Origin of the sequence: Mesorhizobium sp. M0074 (genome assembly GCF_040322975.1) — a bacterium.
Taxonomy (GTDB): domain Bacteria; phylum Pseudomonadota; class Alphaproteobacteria; order Rhizobiales; family Rhizobiaceae; genus Mesorhizobium.
The window spans coordinates 144,745-159,004 of the sequence record NZ_JAMYUM010000017.1 but is presented as its reverse complement, the minus strand read 5'-3'; the positions used below and the strand labels follow the sequence as shown (position 1 = coordinate 159,004).

At 59.6% G+C, this 14,260-nt stretch carries 14 protein-coding genes and 3 pseudogenes; all 17 read right to left on the bottom strand.

Annotated elements, in window-relative coordinates; genetic code table 11:
- Positions 1 to 175: pseudogene (locus tag NKJ73_RS22675) on the bottom strand (diaminobutyrate--2-oxoglutarate transaminase); the annotation flags it as partial.
- A 994-nt stretch (positions 176 to 1,169) separates the two neighbouring features.
- Positions 1,170 to 1,340, bottom strand: coding sequence for an SPASM domain-containing protein (locus NKJ73_RS34325; protein ID WP_502905395.1), 171 nt, complete (start codon positions 1,338 to 1,340; stop codon positions 1,170 to 1,172).
- A gap of 59 nt (positions 1,341 to 1,399) precedes the next feature.
- Positions 1,400 to 1,612: a hypothetical protein gene (locus NKJ73_RS22670; RefSeq protein WP_352571120.1), complete on the bottom strand. Its 213-nt coding sequence runs from the start codon at positions 1,610 to 1,612 to the stop codon at positions 1,400 to 1,402.
- A 26-nt stretch (positions 1,613 to 1,638) separates the two neighbouring features.
- Positions 1,639 to 1,944: a hypothetical protein gene (locus NKJ73_RS22665; RefSeq protein ID WP_352571119.1), complete on the bottom strand. Its 306-nt coding sequence runs from the start codon at positions 1,942 to 1,944 to the stop codon at positions 1,639 to 1,641.
- Positions 1,945 to 2,292: 348 nt separating this feature from the next.
- Positions 2,293 to 2,699, bottom strand: a pseudogene (locus NKJ73_RS22660) (pyridoxal-phosphate dependent enzyme); the annotation flags it as partial.
- A gap of 89 nt (positions 2,700 to 2,788) precedes the next feature.
- A complete protein-coding gene (locus NKJ73_RS22655) occupies positions 2,789 to 3,112 on the bottom strand; it encodes an exopolysaccharide production repressor protein (RefSeq protein ID WP_352571118.1) in 324 nt (107 codons plus the stop codon).
- A 29-nt stretch (positions 3,113 to 3,141) separates the two neighbouring features.
- Complete coding sequence (fdxB, locus tag NKJ73_RS22650; protein WP_352571116.1) at positions 3,142 to 3,462, bottom strand: ferredoxin III, nif-specific; 321 nt, start codon at positions 3,460 to 3,462, stop codon at positions 3,142 to 3,144.
- Positions 3,459 to 3,662, bottom strand: a complete 204-nt coding sequence (locus NKJ73_RS22645; protein WP_352571114.1) for a CCE_0567 family metalloprotein — start codon at positions 3,660 to 3,662, stop codon at positions 3,459 to 3,461. The genes fdxB and NKJ73_RS22645 overlap by 4 nt, the downstream gene beginning before the upstream one ends.
- A 24-nt stretch (positions 3,663 to 3,686) precedes the next feature.
- Positions 3,687 to 4,158, bottom strand: a pseudogene (locus NKJ73_RS22640) (NifX-associated nitrogen fixation protein).
- A gap of 333 nt (positions 4,159 to 4,491) precedes the next feature.
- Complete coding sequence (locus tag NKJ73_RS22635; protein ID WP_352571112.1) at positions 4,492 to 5,661, bottom strand: TlpA disulfide reductase family protein; 1,170 nt, start codon at positions 5,659 to 5,661, stop codon at positions 4,492 to 4,494.
- 1,346 nt (positions 5,662 to 7,007) lie between these two features.
- On the bottom strand, positions 7,008 to 7,541 hold the full coding sequence (locus NKJ73_RS22630; protein ID WP_352571110.1) for a universal stress protein: 534 nt from the start codon (positions 7,539 to 7,541) through the stop codon (positions 7,008 to 7,010).
- A gap of 459 nt (positions 7,542 to 8,000) precedes the next feature.
- On the bottom strand, positions 8,001 to 8,747 hold the full coding sequence (locus tag NKJ73_RS22625; protein WP_502894707.1) for a response regulator transcription factor: 747 nt from the start codon (positions 8,745 to 8,747) through the stop codon (positions 8,001 to 8,003).
- A 66-nt stretch (positions 8,748 to 8,813) separates the two neighbouring features.
- On the bottom strand, positions 8,814 to 9,293 hold the full coding sequence (locus tag NKJ73_RS22620) for a NifX-associated nitrogen fixation protein (RefSeq protein ID WP_352571106.1): 480 nt from the start codon (positions 9,291 to 9,293) through the stop codon (positions 8,814 to 8,816).
- Positions 9,294 to 9,309: 16 nt separating this feature from the next.
- Positions 9,310 to 9,807, bottom strand: a complete 498-nt coding sequence (gene nifX / locus NKJ73_RS22615; RefSeq protein ID WP_352571105.1) for a nitrogen fixation protein NifX — start codon at positions 9,805 to 9,807, stop codon at positions 9,310 to 9,312.
- On the bottom strand, positions 9,773 to 11,155 hold the full coding sequence (gene nifN / locus NKJ73_RS22610) for a nitrogenase iron-molybdenum cofactor biosynthesis protein NifN (protein WP_352571103.1): 1,383 nt from the start codon (positions 11,153 to 11,155) through the stop codon (positions 9,773 to 9,775). The genes nifX and nifN overlap by 35 nt, the downstream gene beginning before the upstream one ends.
- A 9-nt stretch (positions 11,156 to 11,164) precedes the next feature.
- Positions 11,165 to 12,655 (bottom strand): nitrogenase iron-molybdenum cofactor biosynthesis protein NifE, encoded by a 1,491-nt coding sequence (nifE, locus tag NKJ73_RS22605; protein WP_352571101.1) that lies wholly within the window; start codon positions 12,653 to 12,655, stop codon positions 11,165 to 11,167.
- A gap of 56 nt (positions 12,656 to 12,711) precedes the next feature.
- The gene (nifK, locus tag NKJ73_RS22600; RefSeq protein ID WP_352571100.1) at positions 12,712 to 14,244 is read right to left on the bottom strand and encodes a nitrogenase molybdenum-iron protein subunit beta; all 1,533 of its coding nucleotides are present in this window, start codon (positions 14,242 to 14,244) and stop codon (positions 12,712 to 12,714) included.
- Between the last annotated feature and the right edge of the window lie 16 nt (positions 14,245 to 14,260).

Here is a 14,260-nt window from a genome sequence, read left to right as displayed (position 1 = left end):
TATTCGGGTTGTTGTGTCCATAATTCAGGGCGCCGGACCCTACGAGGAAATCGATATATGGGTTGCCGGCCTCGTCCCAGATTGTCGCCCCAAGGGCTTTCGTAAAGACTGTGGGAAACGACCGCGCGTAGCGACGAACGTTAGACTCATAAGTCGTAAAAACGTCGGTGTTCATTTCAAGATCCCTCTGCATGTAGAGTCGCGTTCAACGAGAGATTGGTTTATGCGTTTTGGTCGGTCGCGGTTGTTCTTCAATTTCACCTAAAGATCAGCACAGTCCGGACGGCCCTTTGGAGGTCGGTGACTTCCGACAAATTTGTTTGCTACATACTCCTCAAAAGTTCCGCGATAAAAGGAGACCGGGGCGTGCGCGGCAGCTCAACTGCTGCACAGACTCACTTGGAAACCTCCCCGTCGTCATGTGGTAATGTATGCCCATATCTCTCGGTCAATGCGTTGGAACGAATTCAGTTGTAGAGTTTTCGGGCAGGCGTCGATACTACGGCATCTGGTAGTTGACGCACCTGCTTGTACCCGGCGAAACGCCCTGCCGGTCCTATCAAGCTCAGCGCTAGACCGGCTCATGTGACCGGCGCTTCTGCCGTGCAGCAGCATGCTAAGGCGTTGCAGGCCGCTCCGGCAGCAACACGACCCCTCGTGCCCCGGCTGGTGGTTTAGCTCGGCCGGTAGCGAAGCCGCTCGCGAGCGCGCCCTCAACAGCGCTCTAGCGAGCGAGCGGTGTAGCGGCGACGATCGGCGTTCTTCGATGTCGGAGCCTCTTCGGACCGTTTCTGAAGCGTCTCGACCAACTCTGCCTGAATGAGGATCAGGGTCTCAAAAAAGCCGACAGCGGAGGATAACACAATCTGAATGTGGGACCAGACTAAGCCGGTTCTCCCCCTTTTAGGCCAATAAAAGCTTACAGACAGCTTCGTGCTGGGAGATGCAACCACAGGATCTGTCGAAGCCGCGTAAAAGTAGGGGACTTGACTCCATCGACCAGGTTCACGCGAGGCAGATGGAGGCGGCCCGCCTTATGCAGTTTCGAGAGGATCGACATTCGCTCCGGCCCCGCTTTCAGGCGGCTCGCCGACCCCCAATCAGCATGCGGACGCCTTTGCATGGGCATATTCGCACATCCTGCAAAGCAAAAAAACCATCCGTCCCATTCATGCGGTCGACGATCTCACAAAAAGCTGACCCTTCGAAGAGATCTTCGTAATGTCGCGCAGAAGATTGCCCAATACGTGGCGCCGTTCAAAATCCATGCAGCAGAGCGTAACGTCACCGTTTGGGAGAAGAACATTCCGATACTGCCGTCCGTCAACACATGTCAGCACTCCGACGACCGGCTGCCGTGGTTCGACGATCTTCGGATCGACGCTTCCACCCCTGCTGCTCAGAGGCGGGCGCGAACTAGCGCGTCGGCGGGGATTATCTCGACGATATCGGGATGGACCTCGCCCAGGACTATAAACCGAACTGAGGCAATGTCTGTGTCGACCACTTGACGAATCAAAGCGAGATAATTGTCTCCGACGAGGCGGCTATTCATGTATGCGCCATCATCGAGAAAATGGATCACGAATACCCTTGAGCGCAGCGCTTGCAAGCGGTGTAGATCCCGCCCCTTCATTCCTACAAGCGTCGTGAAAATCCGGACGCCATGGCCCCCGGCGTAAGCGTGCCGACCATTTCGGTGCAATCCGGATTGAGCCAAGGCTCGCAGTACCCGGCGAAACTATTGTCGACGGAAGTTGGTACGCGCGCCAGACATCGCTTGAAATCTTCAAGACGAAGATGCTTCACACGAGAGACCGCTCTTTGCCGATGGGCGAACTTGTCCTGCGGACAATAAGAACATCCGACGATGCAGCCGGTGGTCGTCGTTATTTCCAAAACCCTGCCGCCCGGGATGGCAGAGCCCAGTTCCTGTAAGATCATCGGATGCCTCCACTTTTCTGGCGCTATTGGCCATTCCTGAACTTTCAAATAACAAGTTAGTTCATTTAATTCTGATCGAACGTTGTTTCGCCTGCCATCAGATATTGAACTATGTCGCTTGGGATGTCCGGTCTATCAACTAGAATTCCAATATTGCTATGATCATACTCCCAGGGATTTTCGATTTCCTCAGCAAATATCCATCGATCAAAGTTTTCCAAATGAACTCAGTCAGCTTCGCGTTGGGCGGCAATCAACCGCCGGCTCCCTCGGTTTGCTGGGCGGCCCGCACCTACTTTGGGCGCATCGCCGGCACGGCAGGACGGCGAAATCGCAATCTGTCGAGCGTCAGCCGTTGCGGAAGGTGTAGCTGTACCGGTTGATGGCCGGCCCGCCGCCGAGATGCGCGTACGCTCGATCCCTCTGGAAAGAAGCCTTTCTGGACGAGGTCGATCATCCCTTGCATGGATTTGCCCTCGTAGACGGGATCGGAAATTATACCCTCGAGCCGCGCACACAGGCGGATGGCCTGCTTCGTTGCCTCGGACGGAAGGCCGTAACCGGGAGACGCGTACCCCTCGAGCAACACCACGTCATCCTGGACGATTTCCATGCCCAATTTGACGAGCTTCGCAGTATCCCGGGCAATACTTAGCACCTGCGCCTTGGTTTGGGCGGGTGGCGGAGGCATCGATACCGAGCACGTTGCGCTGTCGACCGTCCTTGGCGAATCCAACGAGCATGCCGGCATGCGTCCAAGCACAGTATTCCGTCTAATATCTGCTCAATGTTTATGGTTGGTCCAAAGTGGCGCTAGCTTGAGCACTGACCTTGTCATGGCGCCTCAAGGCAGCAGCAGCGATATGGCCAGCATTTGATCGCGCTGGAGCAAATCTGGGGATTCATTCGTCACCTCATCAAAGTCTGGCGGCTCGGATCCAACTTCCTTGCAACTGTCGAAATGCTCAGCCCTTTGGCCAGCTCGGCTAACGCAGCCAGACCGCCAGATCAGAAAGAGCACGCTTGCGAAATACGCCAGCTGAAGGAGCAGCGAACAAGTCAGCGTCGTGATGACTACTGTGCCAATGGAATGAGAAGCGAAGTAGACAATCAGTGCGGTGCTGCACAGCACCAGGCCCAGGACGCGACAAAAGATTCTAAAGGGCAACGCCGTTCTCCTGGTTTTGTCTCCTCAGATCATGCTGCGACCTGATCGGCCGCAACATGGGTCTGGCAGTTCTTTGGGCAGACGCGGCCGCAGGCTCTGCAGCCAATGCAGCGGCCGGCATGGTCGATGACCATGATCATGCGATTGAGCTCACCATCGAAGTCGTCGTCGTCCTCGCCGTCGCAGGCGCCGAGGATTTCACCCGCGTCATCGACGCCGTAAAGATGCATGACCTCGCGAGAGCAGACTTTGAAACAGCGGCCGCAGCCGATGCAGGTCGCGCCGTCAATAGCGGTGAGATATTCCGGCATCCATTCGGAGCCGTCGCGGGTGGTGAATGTGCTCCTCATCGTAACTTCTTCATTGCAGCGAGCTCTCTCTTGGCACCATCCAACTCGGCAAAAACGGCGGACGTTTCCTTGGCAACGTCCTCTATCTCCGTCCATTTTCCCGGGAGATCCTCTGCAAGGTCGCGCAATTTCATCTTGGCGACTGCTGCGCGCAGCTGAAGCTTTCGGACTTTCTTCCCCATTTCATCTAGCTTTGACATAAACCCTTCCTCGAAATCGGTTCATCACGCCGGCGCCACACCGGGACCGGCTTCAGTGGCTGCGGTCGCATCGTCGATCAGTTTCGCACCGGCCTCAGCCAGTTTCCGGAGCATCTCGAAGCCGAACCGATGAACGTCTTGCCAGAACGACCAACTGCCCGGCCGTGGAAAGCATGCGGCCCCAAGTCCTCGTGAATTTCATCTCCATCATTGCCGATGTCATCAGGCCGGAGCGCTCCTCGATCGCGAGCCCGACGGCGGTTTAGAACATGTCGAGCCTCCACAGCACGTCAGGATCGGGATCATCGATGATGGGGATCGCACCGCGCTGTTTTCTGCTGATTATGAAGTCGCCCAGCAGTTCGGCGTCCGATTTGCCTTCCCGTGACCCGAAGGCATCCTGAGCACGGATCAGCCGCACGAGGCATCTGACAAAAGGCATGGCAACGGCCGCCTCGTCCTCGTTGACAGCCGGGCTGACCGCGGCATCAGACATTTCGCCTTCTCCTGATTTCAGTCCTCGTCGTCGAAGCACGATGTCTGTTTTCTGGGATGCCTACTTCGGGCACACTTGCGCAGCCGACGCCCGGCTCGGCGCGGCTGATGCCACGCAATTGATATCCCTCTGGCCGACCTTGAACACGTCCTTGACTGCGAAGTCTTCAACGTGGATTCGCGTCGAACATCACTTCCGCCGCAATGCGGCCGGTGGCCATGAAGTTTCGAGCCTCGATCCTGCTGCAGACGATCGACCAAGTGCTGCATGGACCCTCCTGCTGCGGTCACGCCAGGGAAATGGACGAATTGCCCAGTAAGCCATTTCGACCAATTACCCTTTTTTATCTTTCCTCCTCGGCCGACCGCGCTTTGGCACCTTCGGGAAATGGTTTTGCGGAGCCGCACAGAGTGGGCCGCAACAAACCTTCCCACCCCTGTACTTGGCGAGGGCCTGCAGCAAATCCGGCAGATGCTGCTCTTTCAATTCGGCCGGGATAGGCTCCGGACCGTCCAGCGACGTCAGTGCCAGTTCGACCAATTCGATCGCGCGATCATTGTTGCCGTTCTCGTGATAGTACCGGGCGACCGCGGGATAGGACCGGAACTTAGGGCTGTCGCCTTGCGGGGGATTCAGCGCCAGGATGTGTTCGGACAGCTCCTTGCCCATCGCGAAGCGCTCAGCAGGGGGAAAGCGCGAATGGTCATTCGCCGGATGGAAAAGTTGGTCTAGCGCCGAAACCATCCAGTCCTCAGAGTTTTTGTCGATCGCGTCGCGAACCAATTGGCTCATCACGGGCAAGCCGGTCCACATGTCTTGAATTTTGTGAAGCAACAGATGCGCATGAGCCAGACGGAAATTGATGTCGTCCGGCATCAAGGCAATGCCTTCTTCGATCGCCCAGAGCGCCGTCTTCCAATCTTCTAACTTCACCGCCGCCCAGAATCTGTCATCGATCGGCTTCTTCAACGCTTGTTGGGGCGCCATGGGTTCGCTTGTGGCGATCCGCTCCCTATCGGCGGCTTTCGCTTTGTCGCTGGTGCGCCAGCTGCCGTTGAGCACTTCCGGCAAAACCTCATCGAGTTGGCTTGGATGACCGATAAAGGCGATCTGGCCGTCTCGGTCGACCACGTACGAAGTCGGAATCCCGGCGGAAAAGCTGGGTTTCATCCAAAGCTTGTTCATTTCACCCGTGTGGTCGAACGCGATCCGATAGCTCAGATGCGAGCACTTTTCGGTCAACCACGCGTCCAACTTGGTGCGAGCCTCAACGGCCGTTGGAGCGTCTTCATTAGCCGCGACGCCGACGACCTCAAGTCCGCTGTCCCTGTATTTTTCCTGGAGCCGCATCAGATCGAGCATCTCCGCCATGCATAGTTCGCACCAAGTTGCCCAAAATTCGACGATATAGACTTTGCCGGGCTGGAAGTTCGCAAGGGGCTCGCCACGCAGCCAGCCCTCCATTTTGATCGAGGGAGCCGGTGACCCCATCTGCAATACCATGTTGTCTCCAAAGCTGTTGCCAAAAGTTGCGTGACCTTATGCGCAAGCTTGTTCCCCCTTTGAGACGGGGCACGAGGGTTCAAGGAATGGAGAGCATCGCTCGTCTTGCGCATCTGCGTGCAGTCAGCCTTCACTCAGTGTTGCTGAATCTCAATTCGCAAAGGCCGTGCCAATGCGCTCAGCGCGCAGTAAACGCTTGATTCTACTTTAAAAAAGTTTCGGAGTGCCCAAGATAGGCGGTTGAATTGGACGCGACATGTCTTCTTCCACTGTCAGGTCTTGGACACGCATCACGCGCTTCGCGTCGCCAGAGAAGCGTGGCCACGGACGACTCGACATATATTCGCGCTGAGGTACGAGCAGATGGACATTATGACTGCGTTGGCTACCGCTAGGCTCGTCATCATCGTCCGCCTCAAGCCTTGCTTGAGCTTCTTGCCGTTTCGGTCGCTCAGGTGGTAGCGGAACGCCATTGCGATTGCAGAGGCCGCTCCATCCGAGCATCGCCTCTACCCTACCTCTTGCGCGTTGCGATTGAATTCCTGGCTGGCGACATGGGAGTTCTTCACGACTAAGCCGGTCATGTCCGGCTGCGGGTCGCGAGTACCGTCTTCGCCAGATTGACGATGATGATCGTGGCGAAGAGGGCCAGGATGAGTGCCGGCATGTGCCGGCGCGGTGAACTCTCCCGGATTCCTGCTTTTGTCGTTCTGTGTCCCTGTTCACAGGCCCTACAGGGACCGCCTGGTGCGAATGTGAGCGTTGTCGGAATTGACCGGCCAAAGACCACTCGGTCGCCACGCGGGTTGGGCCGGACCGACTGAAAACGCTGAAGATGCGGCCGTCCTCACCCCTAACCCGCCTGCCATTCCAGACCATGGCAACGTGATTTATGCGATCGATTCCCGCCGACCGCGGCAGGAGCTCGACCGTTCCGACTCGAAGTTGAGGGCGTCGGCCACGGCACGGTCGTTGCGTTGTTAAGCTCCCGGCCAGTAATGACGAGATCGTGATAACGCCAATACGATGCGGCTACGGTCCGAACGCGGCCTGCCGCGCTGAAGCGACTCTCTTTCTCGACCTGGACGCCGACCTGAAGCGGTGGTTTTGAGTGCATTGAGGAGCGCCTGTACCTCTGCGCGGCCTGGGCTCCGCGTTACGGATCATCTCGGGCGAGGAGAACCCCCGAGCGCGCGTTAGAGACGTCCGGGATGTCTCGGCGACGGCGCTTGCAGATTCGAGCTTCGCGAAAGTTGCGCTTTGCGCGATCTTCCTCCGACTTGGCATCAGGATAGGTGACCCAGGGGGTAGAGCTTCGGACAGCATCGGTGCTAGTTCAAAGCCCGTCAGCGAGCCAAAAACAGCGGCAATGGCGGCTTCCCAACTATCCATCTCGTCACGCCACCGAAGAGCCGCTCGCGCAGCCGGCGGCTGCCATAAGCTCCCATGACTATCATATCGGCAGACGTGTCGATTGCGTGCTGCGCGAGCACCATAGCCACCGGTTTGCCGGCGCTCGCCAGCCGGTCAACCGACACCCGAGCACCGTGCCGAGTGAGATAGGCAGCGATGTCGGCTCCCGGCTCGGCGCCGTTTCCGGTGCAGGTCGCCTCCGGATCGACTAGTGCGACACGAACTTCCTCAGCACCGGCTAGCAGATCCAGCGCTTCCCGAACCGAACGGGACGCCTCGACTCGCGAATCCCAGCCGACCAGCACGCGCCGTGGCGACAGAGTCGCCTCAGCGCCCTCCGGCACGACAAGCACCGGCTTTCCGGTATCGAACAGGCTGCCGTTGATAACAAGGGGTCCGAGGTTAATGTCGTTGAGAAGTGCGGGGCCGACGATTGTCAGGTCATTGCAGAGCGCCCGCTGTCGCACCGCGTCACCGACGCTGGCCTGATCGCAGTTGGCAATATCGACATCATAGCACCGCCACGTGGCTCTCAGCAGTTTGTGAATTTCCCTGGATGTTTTTTCCAGACTGGCCGTGTCCTGTGAAAATCTTTCGATCTGCCTAAACCGTTTGTCCAGTCTGGCGATGGCCTGTGCGTTGTCCAGGCCACTCGGGGATGCCATCGCCGAGCAGCGGAGACGGCATAATGAGCGGCGGAGGCGACATCACCAGTACGGAAAGATACGCGCCGACTTCGGCACACAAGCTGGCGGCTGTACTGACATCCTGATCGGAGTGGTCAGCTCCCGTCACACTGAGTACGCTTCTGAAAGCCATTTGACTGCTTCTTTCTGAATATGTCGTACCTGCCGGCGCGTTTCGAAGCCGCAAGACTTGCCCTCAGCACGGCGGAAATGCGGAGTGGCACCACATCGGTTATCTATTCAGCCGTCCGGCCACTCGAGCGAGTAGCCGGCCGACCTGACGGTACGAATGACGCTGGAGGGGGAGGCCGCCTTCAGCGCCCTTCTGAGCCGGCTGATATGGACGTCCACGGTGCGTACACCGACATGGATATTGGCCGGCCAGGCCGCGCTGATCAGCTCGTCTCTGGTGAAGACCTTGCCGGGAGTCTCAAGCAGAAGCCGCAGCAGGTTGAACTCGATCGGCCCAAGGTGGACTTCGTGGCCATTACCCCGAACGCGGTGGGCATCGAGCCTTATCTCAAGGTCGCCACAGGAGATCCAGCCGCCGTTTTCAATCCCGTTCGAACCCGGCTTTGGCAACGCCAGCTTCATCCGTAGACAGTCAAGCAGCTTGGCCGGCGCGAAGGGCCGCACAAAGCTCTCGTCAATACCAGCCTTCAAGAGATCGAGGTGCTGGTTCTCGGCGCCGGGCGCGATCAGCGCAATTACGGGCAGGCCGCCGGTCCGGGGCTCCCCCTTGAACCGGGCGCAGATTGTGGAGCCTGTCGCGCTTGCCGGCCCGCAGTCCAGCACTACCGCCTGGAGCTCCCGTTCATCGGCCAATGCAAGTGCTTCCTTCACACCGCCTGCCGGCTCACTCGTGAAGCCGTCCACTCCCAGAATGTGGCTGAGGAACAGATACAACTCAGCATCTTGCGAACAGATCAGGACCAGTGGCTTCATCAGCGCTACCCCAAGAACCACATCGGCCTCGACCGCCTCCATTGAGAGGGCTGGCCATCGCATGTCCTCAAGGCCTGACATGATCCCCTTGATCGAAAATCGGTTCCATCACGCCCGCGCCACCTCGGGATGAGCCTCAATGGCTGCGGTCGCATCGCCGGCCAGTTTGGTACCGGCCGCGGCGAGTTTCCGGAACGTCTCGAAGCCGAACCGGTGGACGTCGCGCAGGGTCTTCGACAGAACGACCAACCGCCCGGCCGTGAAAAGCACGCGCCCGAAGCCCTCATGGCTCATCTCCATCATCGGCGATGCCATCAGGCCGGAGCGCTCCTCGATCGCAAGCCCGACGGCGGTGTAAAACATCTCGAGCCTCCACAGCACGTCCGGATCGGGATCGCCGATGATCGGGATCGAACGGCGCTGTTCCCTGGTGATGATGAAGTCGCCCAGCAGCTCGGCGTCCGATTTGCCTTCCCAAGACCCGTGGGAATCATGAGCCCGGACCAGCCGCACGAGACATTTGACGAACGGGGTGGCAAGGGCCGCCTCGTCTTCGGCGACAGCAGGGCTAACCACGGCGTCAGACATTCGCCCACTCCTCATTTCAGTCCTCGTCCTCGAACGACGGTTTCTGTTCGGCGACACCCGCCTGCGCCAGCACCTTGCGCAGCCAAGGGGGAGGACACGTCCTGAGCATCATCTGCGTGCGCAACAGCACCTCTTCGATTGTTTGGGGCTGCGGCACTTTGATCGGATGAATTTTTGCCGAAACAACCTTGGCTGCCGAAGGTCCGCCGATCGCCAGACAAAACAGGAGGTGACAGCCCTTCAGCGCCTCCACCTTCGGGGTGATGCGGTCATCGCCCTCAGTTCGGTGCTTCCCGCTCTCGTCGGAAACGTCATCGAAGGCCACGGCCTCGACGAGATTCCACTCCTCGCGCGTCACGTCGTAGACAGCAAAGCGCCTGGCCGAACCGAAATGCGCGTTGAGGTTCTTCATGTCCTGCGTGGCGATCGCCACGCGCAATGCGCCGGCTTGGCGTTCCGGCGTCGGTGCGTGAACCTCGTCAGTGACGAGCGAGAGGCGACGAACGGAGCTCATCTGGCATTTCTCGCTTACGGAGTGGATCAAGCGCCTCAGGCGTCGGCGCGTGCCGGTTGGCTTCGAAAATGTGGGCGACCTCGAAGATCAGGTCGCGGGTTCCCTGGTAGAGGATTGTGAGCTTGTGCTGGCTGCCGAGCCGGTCGAAGATCGGGAAGCCGACCCGCATGAGCGGAATGCCGAGGCGCTGCGCCGCCTGGCGGCCATGGGAATGGGTGACGAGAAGATCAGCGCCGGCGCCAAGAGCTTCCAAATCGCCGAGATCGCCGATTTGAACCGACTGCGCCGGTACTTCCTCCAAAATTTTCGACATGTCGGTCGTGGTGACCGCCGCCGCGATTTCGGAGCCCATGCCGATGAAGAAGCTCGCGAGTTGGTAGAGTTGGTCTGGTTCAGCAGCGATCGCAATTTTCTTGCCTCCAAAGTGGAAATGTCCGTCGAGCAACGCGTCCTGCAACTGCGCCCGGCGACGGCGCACCCCAGCCGGCGCCGCCGCGCCCGAAACCGCGGACAGCAGCGAGACGAACCGGTCGGCGTCCTTCAATCCAGTCAGCGACCGGAACAGCACGTAAGGCACGCTGGTCAACCTCTGCAGCAGCTCGGCCGGGCGGCGCATATGCTCACCGATGACGATGCATTGCTCGGCCGTGCCAAGCTCACGGATATCCTCGACACTGGTGCCGCCATAGGTGGTCGTGACCCAGCGGTTGGGCACCGTCCCGTCGAGCGAGCCGGAGACGTCCGGCAGTATCACCGGCTTGAGTCCAAAGCTTTCAACCATCTCACGCAAATGCTCGATATCAGCCACAGTGAGGTTCCAGCCAGGCAGGATCACGATCTTCTTCGACTGCCGCGCCTGCTCGCCGGGCCGCGTAATCCTTTCGATCATCGCTGTGACAGCCTTGGCCCAGCCCTCTTCGATCGCGCCATCGAAATCCGGTGTGTTGGCCAGCACCACCTCCGTACCTGCGAGTTCTTCCGTGCGCTTCAGCCTGATATTGGCGATATCTCCTGCGCAGTCTTCGCCCCGGGTTTCCACCAGCGCCGTCGTGCAGACCCCGATCAGCGTTGGCTTTGTGCGGGCCTTGAGGTTGAGGATCGCCTCTTCCAGATGGTCTGCCCCGCCGAGGATCGTCGCCACCTCGTCCATCGCCGTGGTCTGCAAGGGGATGGCTTCCTTGAAATGCCGCACGAACAGCACGAGCGCAAAGCTGGTGCACCCCTGGCTGCCGTGGAACAACGGCATCGCGCCGTCGACGCCAAGAAAGGCCAAGGTGGCACCCAGCGGCTGCGACGACTTGAGCGGATTGACCGCCGCCGCTTTGGTGTGGGGAAGGATGCGGACCATCGGCTTTCCTCAACACTCGCCGAAATCGTCGGCCATCGTGCCGGCGAATTTCTTGAGAGCCTGGACAGTCGCGGTCTCGCTTTTCGTGCTCGGCAGTTCCTCCCTCACCGCAGGCTGGCAATCCCATGGTGCCGGCTCCCGCACCTGGCGCCAGATCGGGTTATGAATGGCGAGGTCGATCTGGCGTACGAGTTCCACCATGCCGTCATAGCCGGCGTAAGGATGTTGGCGCTCCTGGTTGATATCGAGCCAGGGTGTCTTGGCCTTCAGCGCGATGAACTGCGTGCGCCCGCCCGACAGCATGATATCGGCCTTGTGTTCTGAGAGCATGGCGTAAAGCTCGCGCGGCGCCATCTGCTCGAACATGTGGTTGTCGTCCTTGAGGATCTGCTTGATGCGCTCCTTGTCTTCGACGGTCGACTTCTTGACAGAGGTGCCGACGATCTCGATGCCGATCTCCATCAGCGCATGGACGACCGACCAGGACTTCACACCGCCGGTGTTGAGCAGCACGCGCTTGCCTTCGAGCCTCGGCCGGTAGGCCGCGAGCTTCTTCCAAGCGATCGCCTCCTCTTCTGCAATCAATGCCTCGGTGCGGCCGAGGATCTCCGGATCGGCACCCTTCTTCACGAGCAGCTGAGAGATCTGTCGGAGCGCTTCCGAGGTGTCGGTGATGCCGTAGAAGGAGCCCTCGAAAAACGGGATGTCCCAGCGCTGCTCCATCTTGCGGGCGAGATTGATGAGCGCGGTCGAGCACACCATCATAGCCGCCCGGGCGCGGTGCGCGCAGGCAATGTCGAAGTAACGCGCGTCGCCCGGAATGCAGGCGCGCACCCGGATGCCCAGCCGATCAAGAAGCGGCTTCACCAGCCAAAATTCACCCGAGAGGTTGAATTCGCCAAGAATGTTGATGTCGTAAGGGCCGGCATCGTCGGGCTCCACCGTGCCGATGACATGCTCGAGCAACGCCTCGCCGGCGAGCTTGTTGCCGAGATTCTTGGAGCCGACGAAGCCCGGCGCATTGACCGGCACCACCCGTAGGCCGAACTTTTCCGCCGCGCGCTTGCAGACGGCCTCGATGTCGTCCCCGATCAGCGCCGTCACGCAGGTCGGATAGACGAAGATAGCCGGCGGCCCATACGCTTCCTTGATCTCGCGGATCGCTTTGAAGAGCTTCCGCTCGCCCTGCCCCATCACAACATCGAGTTCGGTGAGGTCGGTCGTGAAGCTTGTGCGCCACAGCGTTGGCCCGGACGAAGCCGCACCGCGGTTGTCCCAGGAATTGCCCTCGCAGGCGAGCGGCGCATGGATCAGGTGCGCGACGTCGGTGATCGGCTGCAGCACGATCTTGGCGCCATCAAAGGCACAGCCGCCGGCCGCCGCCCCGGGGGTCAGTGGCTTCGAACAGCCCTTTTTGCGCGCCTTGGCATCCTTGCCGCGGTTCTCCTCGCAGGCAGGCTCGTTGAAGGCATCCTGGATTTTGGCTCTGAGCAAGGACATTGCGTCGGTCTCCAAAGTCCCTCGGGAAGACGACCGGCCAAAGCCGACCGTCACGCTTAGCGGGTGAGGTCATACGAATAGTCCGTCTCGCTTGTCTCGCGATCGAGCTTGTCGAAGATCTTGTCGAGGATCGTCGTCAGGACGCGCAACCCGCCTTGGTAGCCCATGAGCGCAAAGCGATGGTGATGGTGGCGGTCGAAGATCGGAAACGTCAGCCGGATCAGCGGCGTGCCGGTGTCGCGCTCCAGATACTTGCCATAGGAGTTGCCGATCAGCAGGTCCACCGGCTCGGTGAAGAGCAGCGAACGCATCGCCCAGAGGTCCTTGCCGGCCCAGACTTGAGCATCCTTGCCGAAGGGCGATGATGCAAGCAGTTCCTTCAACTCCGCTTCCCATGCCGAGGTGCCGTTGGTGGCGAGGCAATGGGTCGGCTCGCCGCCCGTCTCCATGATGAAGCGGGCCATGGCGTAGACAAAGTCCGGATCACCGTAGATGGCGTATTTCTTACCGTGCAGCCAGGATTGGCTGTCCGCCATGGCGTCAACAAGTCGGCCGCGCTCGAGGCGGATTGTCTCGGGGATTTGCTTGCCGGAAATCGCGGAGACCTCCATCAGGAAGTCGTCGGTCGCCTGGACTCCGAGCGGATAATGAAACGAGGCCGTCGCCTGCCCTACCCCCTCGCAATACTCCAGTGTTTTTCGGGTGTTGTAATGCTGTAGCGAAAGTGTCGCCTGGGCGTTGAGTGCCTTCCTCACGTCTTCGATCTTCGTGCCGCCGTCATACATGCGGTATTCGCCGTCCGATGGCGTGTCGAACTGGTCAGAGGCGTCTTGGATGAAGGTATAGGACACGCCTATCAGATCGAGCAGGCGCTTGAGTTCCCGGTTGTTGCCGACACAGAAGCCGTCGAAGCCCGGAATGATGTTGATGGTTCCCTCGGCTTCCGTTCGCTCCTCGCCTTTCCAGAAATGCTCCAAAATGCCCTTGACCGCGACGTCATAGCCGTCGACATGGCTGCCGACGAAGGCCGGCGTGTGGGCGAAGGGCACGTCGAAGTCGCGCGGGACCGAGCCTTCGTCCTTGGCGTTCTCGATAAAGCTGTGCAGGTCGTCGCCAATGACCTCCGCCATACAAGTGGTCGAGACGGCGATCATCTTCGGGTCGTAGAGTTGGTACGTGTTGGCGAGCCCGTCGACCATGTTCTTCAGGCCACCGAACACTGCCGCGTCCTCGGTCATCGAGGAGGAAACTGCCGAAGCAGGCTCCTTGAAATGGCGCGACAGGTGCGAGCGGTAATAGGCCACGCAGCCCTGGCTGCCGTGGACGAAGGACATGGTTCGCTCGAAACCGGCGGCCGCGAACACCGCGCCGAGCGGCTGGCAGGCCTTGGCGGGGTTCACGACAAGGGCATCGCGAGCGAGGTTCTTTTCGCGGTATTCCCACGTCTTGGTGAATTCGCGTTGGTCGGTAACGACCTGGTCCGGGTGAGGACATTCGAAATTCAGCCTCTTCTCGGCGAGCATCTGCCTGTATTCCGGCTCGCGGAACAGGGGCGCGTGGTCGAGAACTTTTTCAGCCGACTGCGGCATGGATGGTCACCTCTTC

Coding starts and splice junctions, on each gene's coding strand:
- NKJ73_RS22635 (WP_352571112.1), bottom strand. CDS start 5,661: ATGGTATTGCAGATGGGGTCACCGGCTCCCTCGATCAAAATGGAGGGC.
- NKJ73_RS22645 (WP_352571114.1), bottom strand. CDS start 3,662: ATGTCAAAGCTAGATGAAATGGGGAAGAAAGTCCGAAAGCTTCAGCTG.
- nifN (WP_352571103.1), bottom strand. CDS start 11,155: ATGGTCCGCATCCTTCCCCACACCAAAGCGGCGGCGGTCAATCCGCTC.
- NKJ73_RS22620 (WP_352571106.1), bottom strand. CDS start 9,293: ATGTCTGACGCCGTGGTTAGCCCTGCTGTCGCCGAAGACGAGGCGGCC.
- nifK (WP_352571100.1), bottom strand. CDS start 14,244: ATGCCGCAGTCGGCTGAAAAAGTTCTCGACCACGCGCCCCTGTTCCGC.
- fdxB (WP_352571116.1), bottom strand. CDS start 3,462: ATGAGGAGCACATTCACCACCCGCGACGGCTCCGAATGGATGCCGGAA.
- nifX (WP_352571105.1), bottom strand. CDS start 9,807: ATGAGCTCCGTTCGTCGCCTCTCGCTCGTCACTGACGAGGTTCACGCA.
- nifE (WP_352571101.1), bottom strand. CDS start 12,655: ATGTCCTTGCTCAGAGCCAAAATCCAGGATGCCTTCAACGAGCCTGCC.
- NKJ73_RS22625 (WP_502894707.1), bottom strand. CDS start 8,747: ATGGAGGCGGTCGAGGCCGATGTGGTTCTTGGGGTAGCGCTGATGAAG.
- NKJ73_RS22665 (WP_352571119.1), bottom strand. CDS start 1,944: ATGATCTTACAGGAACTGGGCTCTGCCATCCCGGGCGGCAGGGTTTTG.